Origin of the sequence: Mycoavidus sp. B2-EB (assembly GCF_014218255.1) — a bacterium.
In the GTDB taxonomy this organism is placed as follows: Bacteria; Pseudomonadota; Gammaproteobacteria; order Burkholderiales; family Burkholderiaceae; genus Mycoavidus.
The window spans coordinates 1764199-1776542 of sequence record NZ_AP021872.1 but is presented as its reverse complement, the minus strand read 5'-3'; the positions used below and the strand labels follow the sequence as shown (position 1 = coordinate 1776542).

The 12344-nt window shown below is 45.5% G+C and carries 11 protein-coding genes and 1 pseudogene; 5 read left to right on the top strand and 7 right to left on the bottom strand.

The genetic code is table 11. From position 1 onward, the window contains the following. The first annotated feature begins 1 nt into the window (after position 1). The 3 genes from leuD (at position 2) to MPB2EB_RS07925 (ending at position 5769) form a co-directional block, all read left to right on the top strand. Positions 2-643 carry a 3-isopropylmalate dehydratase small subunit gene (gene leuD / locus MPB2EB_RS07935; RefSeq protein WP_185181784.1) on the top strand — a complete coding sequence of 214 codons (642 nt, stop codon included), beginning with the start codon at positions 2-4 and terminating at the stop codon, positions 641-643. Positions 644-1673: 1030 nt separating this feature from the next. Then, on the top strand, positions 1674-3350 hold the full coding sequence (locus tag MPB2EB_RS07930) for an ankyrin repeat domain-containing protein (protein ID WP_185181783.1): 1677 nt from the start codon (positions 1674-1676) through the stop codon (positions 3348-3350). A gap of 559 nt (positions 3351-3909) precedes the next feature. Beyond that, positions 3910-5769 carry an ankyrin repeat domain-containing protein gene (locus MPB2EB_RS07925; protein ID WP_185181782.1) on the top strand — a complete coding sequence of 620 codons (1860 nt, stop codon included), beginning with the start codon at positions 3910-3912 and terminating at the stop codon, positions 5767-5769. Positions 5770-5834: 65 nt separating this feature from the next. Here the strand turns inward: MPB2EB_RS07925 and MPB2EB_RS07920 are convergent. Beyond that, positions 5835-5981: pseudogene (locus MPB2EB_RS07920) on the bottom strand (IS30 family transposase); the annotation flags it as partial. 247 nt (positions 5982-6228) lie between these two features. Here MPB2EB_RS07920 and MPB2EB_RS07915 point away from each other — a divergent pair. Then, complete coding sequence (locus tag MPB2EB_RS07915) at positions 6229-7287, top strand: D-2-hydroxyacid dehydrogenase family protein (protein WP_185181781.1); 1059 nt, start codon at positions 6229-6231, stop codon at positions 7285-7287. 27 nt (positions 7288-7314) lie between these two features. Here the strand turns inward: MPB2EB_RS07915 and MPB2EB_RS07910 are convergent, their stop codons facing one another. The 3 genes from MPB2EB_RS07910 to MPB2EB_RS07900 are packed head-to-tail and all read right to left on the bottom strand — an operon-like array spanning position 7315 to position 8774. Next, positions 7315-7605, bottom strand: a complete 291-nt coding sequence (locus MPB2EB_RS07910; RefSeq protein WP_185181780.1) for an H-NS family nucleoid-associated regulatory protein — start codon at positions 7603-7605, stop codon at positions 7315-7317. A gap of 59 nt (positions 7606-7664) precedes the next feature. After that, a complete protein-coding gene (locus tag MPB2EB_RS07905) occupies positions 7665-8573 on the bottom strand; it encodes a BadF/BadG/BcrA/BcrD ATPase family protein (RefSeq protein ID WP_185181779.1) in 909 nt (302 codons plus the stop codon). An 18-nt stretch (positions 8574-8591) separates the two neighbouring features. Then, on the bottom strand, positions 8592-8774 hold the full coding sequence (locus MPB2EB_RS07900; protein ID WP_370576597.1) for a hypothetical protein: 183 nt from the start codon (positions 8772-8774) through the stop codon (positions 8592-8594). A gap of 104 nt (positions 8775-8878) precedes the next feature. Here MPB2EB_RS07900 and MPB2EB_RS07895 point away from each other — a divergent pair, with 104 nt between their 5' ends. After that, a complete protein-coding gene (locus MPB2EB_RS07895) occupies positions 8879-9658 on the top strand; it encodes a phytanoyl-CoA dioxygenase family protein (protein ID WP_185181778.1) in 780 nt (259 codons plus the stop codon). On the opposite strand, the gene MPB2EB_RS07890 is transcribed toward MPB2EB_RS07895, so the two are convergent. The 3 genes from MPB2EB_RS07890 to MPB2EB_RS07880 are packed head-to-tail and all read right to left on the bottom strand — an operon-like array spanning position 9644 to position 12304. Then, the gene (locus MPB2EB_RS07890; RefSeq protein WP_185181777.1) at positions 9644-9826 is read right to left on the bottom strand and encodes a DUF2474 domain-containing protein; all 183 of its coding nucleotides are present in this window, start codon (positions 9824-9826) and stop codon (positions 9644-9646) included. The two genes, MPB2EB_RS07895 and MPB2EB_RS07890, sit on opposite strands and share 15 nt — an antisense overlap. Further along, entirely contained in the window at positions 9826-10842 is a 1017-nt protein-coding gene (cydB, locus tag MPB2EB_RS07885) for a cytochrome d ubiquinol oxidase subunit II (protein ID WP_185181776.1), read from the bottom strand. The genes MPB2EB_RS07890 and cydB overlap by 1 nt, the downstream gene beginning before the upstream one ends. A gap of 34 nt (positions 10843-10876) precedes the next feature. Then, positions 10877-12304, bottom strand: coding sequence for a cytochrome ubiquinol oxidase subunit I (locus tag MPB2EB_RS07880; protein ID WP_185181775.1), 1428 nt, complete (start codon positions 12302-12304; stop codon positions 10877-10879). Positions 12305-12344 lie beyond the last annotated feature (40 nt).

Below are 12344 nucleotides of genomic sequence, written 5' to 3'. Positions count from 1 at the left end.
CATGGAAAAATTCACTCTTCACACTGGCCTTGTGGTTCCGCTTGATCGTGCTAATGTAGATACGGACGCGATTATCCCAAAGCAGTTTTTAAAATCCATTCAGCGGACCGGGTTTGGCCCTAATCTGTTTGATGAATGGCGCTATCTTGATCCAGGCGAGCCTGGACAAGACCCGACGCAGCGAATGTTAAATCCAGCTTTTGTGTTGAATCAGCCGCGTTATCAGAACGCATCGATTCTGCTTGCACGCCAGAATTTTGGTTGTGGTAGCTCGCGTGAACATGCGCCATGGGCGCTCCAGCAATATGGCCTGCGCGCCATTATTGCGCCTAGCTTTGCGGATATTTTTTATAACAATTGCTTTAAAAATGGTCTGTTGCCGATTGTCTTGACTAAAGAGCAAGTTGATCAATTATTTGATGAGACACAGGCGAACCACGGGTATCAATTGAGCATTGATCTGAATGCGCAGTGTGTGCGCATGCCAACCGGGCAAGAATATGTTTTTGAAGTGGCGGCTTTTCATAAATACTGTTTGCTAAATGGTTTAGATGAAATTGGGTTGAGCTTGCAGCATGCAGAGAAGATTAAGCAATTTGAAGCAGTGCGGTTATTCAACCAACCCTGGCTTGATATTCGATGATCTGGAAAAGCGGTGTAGTCGTGGCTGAAGTAAGCTTAGACATTGGCCACCCTTTATTAACCTAAGTGGGGCTTCATATCTGCTGAGACAGAAGAAAATCGGCACGTTTATTTATACTGCACGAGCAGCACAGCCCAAGCTTGAGACAGGTTCTACAGGTATGTTCAGGCCTTATCTTTTGCCAAAAATACAATTTTATCTGTGTTCGCTAAATCTTAGTTTTAGCTTTTTATAAAGCCAGCCTGGAGCTATATAAATATAGTCGATTGTATTTAATATAGAGTAGCCGCCTTTCGTAGAAGAGGCGCAAGACCCTGCTTCCTAAATAAAATTGAGTTTGCGACAAAATACTCTGTCGCTTTATTGCTTAATACGGTTCGCGGGTAAGTGATTGAGCCTGGTCAAATAATGTTGATATAAGAGCTCCCCCATATTTAATGCCAAGGCTAATGGTAGTAGTGTTGCTAAGAATGAGATAAATTCTGAGCCTGGTGGGAAAGTAAAAAAATAATAGAATGCGTCGCTTATTTATTCCTCTGAAAGCTTATTTAATATCTCGTCGCGTAGAAATTATATTGATAAATTTTTACCTAAATAAACTTCTATATTATTAGTTAAACCTTAAGCTCCGGTTCTAATGGGTGACTATAAAAGTCTGACATTATTCAGTGAACTCAATCTATAAGGAGATATTGATGGTGATTTGTGATATTGCATAAAAGATCTTTATCTGAGTGGTAAGTTTATTCCGCAGAATGAATCGGATAAGGTGCTGCTGGCTAAATATATATCTCCTGGTGAGCAAAAGATGCTTTATGTATAGCTATTAATCAAGGTGTGGTAGGTGCGGTCTCAAAAATCAAGTACAATAGATTTGGTCAATCTTACTTTTCCTAAAAATACTTTCTAAGAGTTATCCCGCTGGGATGAGTAACTTCGTCTAATCCGAAGGTGCTTCGTAAAAAGTGTGCGACGTCTTCTTACAAAGCTTAACCTGTGCTTTGTTGAAAAATACAGGATAGGAATTTTTATGACAGCTCATCATAGAATAATTGCCGCAGCGTCTACAAGCTCAGGCAACTCAGAATTGCAGGCGCGGGATGCAAATACTCCACCTAAAACGACCCCTAGCGCTAAGAGACGATCATCTTTTCCAATTTCAAGCTTACTAGAGAATAAGCTCGAAAAAAGTTCTAATTCGCCAAAAATTCAGGGCGAGTCTCCTTCTGCTCTACGTGCCCCGAGCCCCCGGCCTTATATTCTAAAGAGTGACTCGGATAAAGAATTGTCAGTGAAAAATATGAGCGCTGGTGAGCGCTCAGAAGAATTACTTAAAGCTCTGCTGCAGGGCGATAGAGCAATGATGGATCTTTTACTGAAATATGGCGTCGACGTAAATTTGCCAAATGATAAAGGTGATTTACCTATACATTGTGCTGCAATGATGGGCGATGTTGATGCGTTGCGGAGTTTGGTGAATAAGGGTGCAAAACTTAGTGAGTCGAAACCATCACTTCTAGAGATTGCTGAGTTTCAGGGGGAGATAAATGTATTTGCCCTCATGACGGAGTTTTATTTTAATGACTCCTATATTCCAAAATCTGACTCGGATAAAAAGTTGTTAGCAAATAATATGAGTGATGCTGAGCGCAAAGAGGCATTAAGTAAAGCCTCGCTACAGAATGATAGCGTAATGGAGAACATTTTACTTGAATATGAGGCTAGTATAAATTTGCAAAATGATAAAAATCCAGAAAAGAACATGAGTGATGGTGAGCGCATAGAAGGATTAAATAGAGCCCGGCCGCAGGGAGATAGCGCAATGAAGAACATTTCATTTGAATATAAGGTCAATATAAATTTGCAAAATGCTAAAAGTAATTCCTCTATATCGCATGTTGCAAAAGAGTTTTATTTCAATGATTCCTATACTTTAAGAGCTGACCCGGCTAAAGAATTGTTGGTGAAGAACATGAGTGCTGGTGAGCGCTCAAAAGAATTACATAGATCTCTGCTGCAGGGCGATAAAACGATGATGGATCTCTTACTGAAATATGGCGTCGACGTAAATTCGCCAAATGACAAAGGTGATTTACCTATACATTATGCTGCAGCGAGGGGCGATGTGTATGCGTTGCGGCGTTTAGTAGATATGGGCGCAGAACTTAATAAATCGACGGCGGCTGAAACCTCAATTCTAGAGATTGCAGAGTTCTATAGAGTTAGAAGCGTATTAGCCTTCGTAAAAGATCTTTATTTGAATGGCCAGTTTATTCCGCAACATGATGCGGATAAGCTGCTATTGGCTAAATATATAAATGCAGCTGAAAGAAAGCCGGCTCTATGTAGGGCGATTAATCAGGATGATATTCAGATGGTCAATGCTTTGTTTAAGCGTCGTATTGATGTCAACTTTAAATCTGACAAAGATAATAATACCCCTGCGCATCTCGCAGCCAAAATTGGCAACCAAGAAATTCTGAAGAGTTTGTTGGATGCGGGCGCAAACCCTAATGTAGAGAATGCTAAAGGTGAGGTTGTCTTAAAGGTAGTTTTAAATTCTAAAAGCTCTGAAAATATTAATTTGTTGAAAGATTTTTATTCAAGACATCCTAAGCTTCTGGACGAGGCTAAATACATATCTGCAATCCAGTGGGATCGTGAAATGATGCGTTTTTTATTTGGCTATGATAATGGAAGTTCTTAAGAATTAAATGCAACGGATTTAGCCAATCTTATATTTTAGGATTTCTGAGATAGAGTTTTTTAAACGGCTAGCACCGACGCGTTTCAGATTTATTTTTTCTGTTCTTGTTTAATTTTAATCTATATTAAGTAAATGACTGTGTCCAATTATTTAAAGGGCCAATCCAGTGTGCCTAAGGCACACATAGGCTATTTTATCGAAATTTAGGCATCTCTATCTCGACGCTAAACCTTTGCGACGAAAGAATTTTCGAGTTATTCCGTACAACTCAATAGAGGGGCGCTCTAGTTGATAGCTAGTCTATATTAAGATCCGATAGGTTTCTCTTTAGCGCAATATGGTGGGTGAGGCCGCTGCGGCGTGATCTGGTTACCCAGAGAATTAATCTAAATATATCTAAACAGTGGCTTCGTATAATACCGCCTTGCTTCGCGAAGGCGGTGTAAGATTCTGTTATAAATAATAAACTTATATTTATATAAGGCGCTGTTATTGAATTAATCGATATAGCTAAATCTAATTATTTAGTTTGGTCCCGGTGCGTAATTAAGGAATTTTTATGGGCTCTCCTAGAATAAATAACACTTTTCCTGTAGGTGCAAACACTGAGGGTAATTCAGGGGTGGTTTCTGCAGAAAAAAAACTGAGAAATATGGTGAGCAGCTATGCAAACCTGGATCCAAACTTTGAAGCATTGCCATCTCGATCCGATTCTAAAAAATTAATAAAATTAATCGTTAAAGATAAATATGAAGAAAAAAATATGCCATCTTCAGCTATCTCCTACTTTTACCCCCATTCTGCATCGATTTCTAGTTCTAACCTATCTTCTGAATTAGATCTTAATAAAGATGGAGAAGTAGATAAGCCTTTTTCATTGACGTCGACTCTTCCCCCTTCCATATTGACTTCTAGCTTTGAGGTATCTTCCGAGCTTGATGCTCGGCTCGATGTTAATGAAGCGCTGCGCCAGCGAAACTTTTGGATAAAAACTCTGAGAGAGCTCGAGCTGGGTAAGCCAGCTCGAGGGTCTGAGTGGACTGAGGGAGAGTCGGAGTGGACTGAAGGTATAAAAGATACTAATGAATTGCAGAAAAAAATAGAAAATTGGAGCCAGATTTTTTCTGGCGCTTATGATAAATGGACGAAGTTAATAAAATCGGGATGGAAAAATTGGGACAATTGGAAGCAGCAGGAAATACTGCATTGGGCTATCTCTCACCAAGATGATAAGCTGGCGGAGAGCCTGTTAAGGCTTGGGGGCGATGTAAATTCGCCAGATCGTGCAGGTATTTTGCTCGTGCATGTTATAGCCTCAGAAGGCGGTCTCCCACTGCTACAGCATGTATGGCGTATGGGAGCCGAGCTTAATAGGCCTAATGCGTCTGGGAAAATGGCCTGGCAAATTGCGCTGATGCGAGGTAATCAAAAAGTGATTCCTTTTTTATTAAAAAACTCAAAAGACAGCGCGGGTAATCCTCCTCCACATATTGCCGCAATAGATGGGGATATGATTTTATTGCATCATCTGATGAAGATGAAGGCAGATTTCAATATGCTTAATCAAAATAAGCAGACGGTTGCGCAAGTTGCCAAAGGAAATCACGGGGTGATGCATTTTTTGGCGGGATGCTATTTGAGAAATGATTATATACCAATGCATAATGTGGATAAGGATTTGTTGGTTGGATATATGGGTAGCCATGATAATCGATGGGTGGTTATAAATAATTCAATAATTAGCAAAGATGTGTATATGTTGGATTCATTGTTTAATTATTGGAGCATTAATCCAAATGCAAAAAATAATTATGGTAATCGGCCTATACATCTTGCAGCAAAGGTTGGTGGTATTGAGGTTTTAAAATTTTTTGTTGAGCGTGGCGCAAATCTAAATGCGCTTAACTCGTTTAAAAAAACTGCGCTTCAGGTTGCAGATGATTCTGGAAATACTGAGATACGCGATTACATTAAGACACTTTATTTGAATGGTCAGTTTATTCCGCAGCATGCTCCGGATAAGCTGCTGTTGGCTAAATATATGAGTTCTAATGAAACAAAGCAAACTCTATGTAGAGCGATTGATCGGGATGATATTCAGATGGTCAATGCTTTGCTTAAGCTTCGTATTGATGTCAACTTCCAAGCTGACAAAGATAAGAACACCCCTGCCCATCTCGCGGCAAAAACGGGTAACCAAGAAATACTGAAAATTCTGTTGGATGCGGGTGCAAACCCTAATGTAAAGAATGCTAAAGATGAGCTTGTATTAAAGATAGCTTTAAATTCTAAAAATTCTGAAAGCATTAATTTATTGAAAGATTTTTATTCAAGACGCCCTAGGCTTCTGGCAGAGGCCCAGTACATGGCTGCAGTCCAGTGGGATAGTGAAATGATAGAGTGTATTATTGGGCGATGATCATGGACGGGCTTAAGAATCAAGTGCAACTCATTTAATCAATCTTACATTTTCGAATTTCTGAGCTAAAGCTTGCTCGGGGGAGAGCCATTCCAAAGCCTGGCGATGTCGTTAAGGCCGGTTTGACTGAGGCTAGAAAGATCGATGCCTTTAGGCAAGAACTGGCAAAGTAAGCGGTTGGTATTTTTGTTACTGCCCCGCTGCCAAGGGGCCAATCCAGTGTGCTAGTTGGAAAAGGGGTGGGGTCCCAAAGCTCAATCAAGCATGAGTCGAAGAGACGAACGCAAGTGAACTGTCTACCTAATCCAAAACCTTAATCTAAAATTAGTTCAATAATTTTTCGCTTGGTCAATATACCCGAAGCAACGCGTTTGTCTAATCGGTGCATGAGCTGCTAAAAAGAAACTGTTTAACAGTATTCGAGCATATTCGGCGCTAACCCTTTTTTATATTCTGGCCATGAAAATAGCTATTCTTGATGATTACCAAGACGCGGTTCGGAAATTAGAGTGCTTTCAATTGTTGGCCGCTCATGATGTTAAGATTTTTAACCATATGGTGCGCGGTTTGGGGCAGCTTCCTAACCGCTTGGCTGAAATTGAGGCTCTGGTGCTTATCCGTGAGCGCACGCGGGTTGGCGAACCTTTGTTAGATAAACTGCCCCGGCTTAAAATTATCAGCCAAACAGGAAGCGTGGGCGAGCACATCGATATTCCTGCCTGCACTGAACGTGGCATTGTTGTGCTCGAGGGTAAAGGCGCTTCGGTTGCGCCGGCAGAGTTGACTTGGGCGCTGATTATGGCTGCACAACGGCGGATCCCCCATTATGTGACTAATTTGAAACAAGGTGCGTGGCAGCAGTCAGGGTTAAAAACTTTGGCAATGCCGTCAAATTTTGGGCTCGGCCAAGTGTTGCGTGGACAGACCCTTGGGGTTTGGGGGTATGGCCGAATCGGTAAGCTAGTGGCAAGCTATGGGCGTGCTTTCGGGATGCGGGTGGTGATTTGGGGGCGCGAGGCTTCGCTTGAGGCGGCGCGGGTGGATGGTCTGGAGATCGCGCCAAGCCGTGCGACATTTTTTGCCGAGAGTGATGTGCTCAGTATTCATTTGCGCTTGAATCACGAAACGCGTGGCATCGTGACCTATGCTGATTTACAGGAAATGAAGCCAACGGCTTTGTTTGTCAATACGAGTCGGGCAGAACTGATTGAAGAGGATGCGCTCGTACGCGCGTTAGCGGCGGGCCGTCCTGGGATGGCGGCAATTGACGTTTATGAGAGTGAACCGGTTCTGCAAGGCTACCCTTTGCTGCGCATGGAAAACGTGATCTGTACCCCACATATCGGTTATGTAGAGCGTGAAAGCTATGAAATGTATTTCCGCGCCGCGTTTGAAAATGTCTTAGCTTATCTCAGAGGCGACATTTATAACGCTGTTAATCCGGAGGCATTATCCTCAAATCACCGTCATTTACGAGGAGAGCACATCTCCACTATGCCCGAGATTGCACGTGCATAGTGGATACGGCGAGCGCCTATTTTTAAATTAAATTAAAAATTTCTCTTTGCTCTTTCCGGCGATCCAATGCGGTGGTTTGCCGCGGCCGCTCCAGGTTTGTCCTGTGCGTGGATTTTTATATTTAGGCGGTTGCGGTGCTTTGGCGCCAGCGCGAGACGGCTTAGTCTTGGTCAACCCTAGATCAGACAAGCTGAGGCCATAATCAATTATTTTTTGCTTAATTTCAGCGATAACGCTGGCCAATTCTTTTTTTCGAACCTCCTGCGCTTGTGCTTGCAATTGTTGAATCTGGAGCTGTAGAGCCTGATAAGTGGCCATTTTTTGTTTTCCCTATGATATTAAAACAAAACTGGATTATAAATGATCTCATAAAAAATTTATTTGCAAAAGTAAAAATCAGTGCGGTTGTTACATAATGCGAGTTGTAATGCCCCTTGCACAGAATTTCCTTGCGCAGGCCGTAAGCGGGGGCTGTGGGTCATGGGCACATAGGGGGTAAAAGCCGCTGCGAGCCCTCCGCATAGCGCAACCGGTAAAGTGTGGCTTGGATCGAGTGCATCTATCATACTGGCAATTTCATCGCCGGCGCTGGTGAGCAGCGTTTGGGCAAAGGGATGGTCAGCATGAGCAAAAGCCAGTGGCGCAAGCGATGCGAATTGGGTTTGCCTAGCGTTGCCTAACCATATGAGCATGCTCTCTCGGTCATCTACGCTAAGCGCGTTCAAGATCGCGTTAGCAAATGTATCGCGCGCAGTTCGCGCGTCTAGGGCGTGTTGAGCGTGTTGGGCGAGCCGCAGACCTAAGGCGGCGCCACTGGCTTCATCGCCGGAAGGAAAGCCATAGCCGCCTATTATCTTGCGTTTGCCCTCAGCATTTAGGGCCACGCCTACACTCCCAGTGCCAAGAGCAATAATCACGCCCGGCTGACCGCTATGCGCGCCCAGCAAGGTTGTATAACCATCGGTTTCAACCGCAAGCGTTTGGCATACAGGCGCTTGTGCAATGAACTGGGCGCGCCAGCCCGGATTGTCCGCTCCGGCCAGACCGCAGCCCAGTACGCATTGAGTTGAATCGAAGGATTTGCCGATTTGGTTAAATACGGCGGTGCAGAGCATGATAATTTCGCGCCACGCGGCATTCACTCCGAGCCCAAGCGCTGAAGGCCCGCCATGTGCTTGGGCGAGTATCGTACTATGTGCATCCGCTAATAATATGCGCGTGCCAGTTCCGCCACCATCAATCCCGATTAAATAATAAGGCGTCTTGAGTCTTTCAGATGAAGTCATGCCCGGTATTATCAGGGGCTACACTAAAGCAGGCAATCCTTCAATAAAAATTAAACCAAATAAAGCGCCAAGCAGTGCCCCAATGATACGTAAGCTGGTTAATTTGAATTTAGAAGCAACGGGAATTGAGCCTAGCATAATTGCGCCAGCCAAAGCCAGTGGGAGTAACAGAATGAGGTCATTGAGCGTTAAGTAATTCATAATTATCTCCATTCCTTAGCCCTTACTTTTTCAGTATAGTTGATAGTTTGGTTAAATATGTTCAAGGGCAGTCATAATTTAAGTTTTGAGTGAGCGGATAGGTGATGGTCGATAATTTGAAATTAGAGCAAGAGATTGCAGTACTGCGCGAAGAGGGCTTTGTAGTGGTGCGTGGATTAGTCGATCCTAAGCACTGCGCGGCGCTTAGACATACGGCTGAGGCGCAGCTGGCTGTGAGCGCTGCGCCACTTGAGTATGAAGCGGATTTGCGTTATCCCGGCGCTCCTACGTCACGGCAAGCGGCAGGCGGTGAGACCGTGCGCCGGTTGTTGGATGCGTATGGTCGTGATGCATTATTTCGGGAATGGGCTGTGGCGCCACAGATCGCGGCCTGGATGGAGAGATATTGGGATGAACCCGCGGTGTTATCGCGTGCGCATCATAACTGTATCATGACGAAGCATCCAGCATACGGCAGCTTAACGGGTTGGCACCGCGACGCTCGCTATTGGTCATTTAAGCGCGATGAGCTTATTTCCGTCTGGTTGGCGCTGGGTCCTGAAAAGGCTGAAAATGGTGCTCTTTGGTTTGTGCCTAAATCTCATCGTTTAAGGTTGTCCGCTGAGCGTTTTGACCAGGCTAAGTTTTTTCGCGCGGAGCAGCCGGAAAATGCCGAATTAATGCAAACCGCTTGCGCCACTGAGCTCGCGGCGGGGGATGTGGTGTTTTTTCATTGTAATACCTTGCATTCGGCCGGGCCAAATCAGACCGACGCAGTAAAATTTTCACTGGTTTTTACTTATCATGGCATGAGCAATCCACCACTGCCGGATTCGCGTTCTGCGGCACAGGATGAAGTTGCGCTTGCTTCAAGCCGGACTTAAGCCCACTGCGCGCATCAATATGCGAAACAAATAAGCGACAGCGCCCAGGGCGAGCACACTGACGGCCCAGAGCACTATAAACCAGCCCAGCTTTTCGTACCATCCGCCTAAGCTCGGCTTGCTGGCTGGTGGGGGTAATTCGTTGGGGTCAGGGCTGTTGTTAGGCATCAGTGATAACCTTCGCCGTGGCGGGTTTTGCCGCGAAAGACGTAATAACTCCATGCGGTGTATAGCAGTATCACCGGTAAAATGAGGAGCACGCCAATCAATGCAAAGCCCTGGCTTTGGCTTGGAGAAGAGGCCTGCCAAATGGTGATGTGGGGTGGGACAATATTGGGCCATAGGCTAATGCCCAACCCACTGTAACCCAAAAAAATCAGGGCTAAGGTGAGTAAGAATGGGGCCGCATGGGCATGTTTAGCGGTTCTGAGCAGATAATACATCGCCAGCGCGACCAATAATGGAACGGGCAAGAAATAAAATAAATTAGGTAAACTAAACCAGCGGTGCGCGATCGCTGCATGCGTAAGCGGGGTCCATAGGCTAATCACTGCGATCACCGCTAACAGAATCCAGGCTAGAGGGCGGGTGAGTGCGCGCATGCGTTGTTGCAGCTCACCATCGGTTTTCATGATGAGCCACGTGCTGCCGAGTAAAGCGTAAGCAGCCACTAGACCCAAACCCGTAAACACCGAAAATGGCGTAAGCCAGTGCAATATATTGTTGCCGATGTAAGCGCCGGTATTCATATCTACCGCGTCAATCCCATGAATAAATGCGCCCAGCGTGACGCCTTGAAAAAAGGTGGCAGCGATTGAGCCGCCGATAAACGCTTTATCCCAGAAGTGTTGCTCGTGCTCGGCTGCTTTGAAACGGAATTCAAACGCGACGCCACGGAAGATTAAGCCCACCAACATGAATACGAGCGGTAAATAGAACGCGCTCAGCACGGCCGCATAAGCTATCGGAAAAGCGGCCATTAAGCCTGCCCCGCCAAGTACTAGCCAGGTTTCATTGCCATCCCAAACGGGGGCGACAGTGTTCATCATGACATCGCGGTCTTCCTTCTTTTTAAAAAAAGGATAGAGAATGCCGATACCCAAATCAAAGCCGTCCATAATGACGTACATCATCACGCCAAATAGAATAATCACGGCCCAAAGGAGCGGAAGATCGATGCCCATGGTAAGCCCCATAGATTAAAAAGAAGTTGCTGGATTAATGTCCTGGACGGGTATTCTCTTTTGAGACTGCAGGGGCAGCCGAAAGCGGTCGCATGGGTTGATGCAGTTGACCTGGCCCACCTGGATTGATCTCTTTGCCCTCATTAAGAGTAGGGCCTTGCTTCGCTAAGCGCATCATGTAAGCAATGCCGGCACCGAACACGGCTAGGTAGACGAGCACAAAGATAACCAAAGAAATGCCTAGTTGTAATGCACTGTGCGTAGATACGGCATCGGCCGTGCGCATCACACCGTAGACCGTCCAAGGCTGGCGTCCAATTTCAGTGGTATACCAACCCGCGAGAATCGCGAGAATCCCGGTGGGCCCCATCCATAGCGCAAAGTGCATAAATGCGCGAGAGTGATATAAGCGCTTACGGCAGCGTAAATAAAATCCCCACACGCCTAACGCAATCATTAAAACCCCTAAGCCAACCATCATGCGGAAGGTCCAGAATACAATCGTGGCGTTAGGGCGATCGGCGGGCGCAAATTCTTTTAGGCCCGGAATTTGACCATCCCAGCTATGAGCCAGAATTAAGCCGCCTAAACGGGGGACTTGAAGCGCATAACGTGTTTCTTCGCGGCTCATATCGGGCCAGCCGAACAATGTCAGTGGCATCCCTGGGCTGTCGTGGTTTTCCCAATGCCCTTCAATGGCAGCGATTTTGGCCGGCTGATGTTTAAGGGTGTTGAGGCCATGGAAATCACCAATCAGTGCTTGTAGCGGCGCTACCAATAGTGCCATCCAAAGCGCCATCGAAAACATTTTGCGAATCGCGGGTTGATGGCGGCCGCGCAAAAGATGCCAGGCCGCTACAGCCGCGACGAAAAGCGCCGTGGCAAGAAAGGCGGCCACGCCCATATGCGCGAGCCGGTATGGGAAGGATGGATTAAAAATAATTTGTAGCCAATCGGTTGGCACAACTTTGCCATCCACGATTTCATAGCCGGCAGGCGTATGCATCCAACTATTGGAGGCAATAATCCACGTGGCGGAGACTAAGGTGCCAAGCGCAACCATGACCGTCGCTAAAAAATGCAACCCAGGGCCGACTCGATTCCAACCGAACAGCATGACGCCTAAAAATCCGGCTTCTAGGAAAAAAGCGGTGAGTACTTCATAGGTCAGCAAAGGTCCGGTGACACTGCCTGCAAAGGCTGAAAAATAGCTCCAATTCGTACCAAATTGGTAGGCCATTACGAGGCCAGAAACTACGCCCATGCCAAAATTAATGGCGAAAATCTTTAACCAGAAATGATAGAGGTCTTGATAAACCTGTTTACGAGAATGTAGCCACCATCCTTCAAGCACCGCCAGATAGCTGGCGAGTCCAATCGTTAAGGCGGGAAAAATAATATGAAACGAGACGGTGAAGCCAAATTGAACTCGAGCAAGTGTTAAGGCATCCAGCGCAATCATATTATTTAAATAGTTGAAATTTTTACTAAAAATTGATACT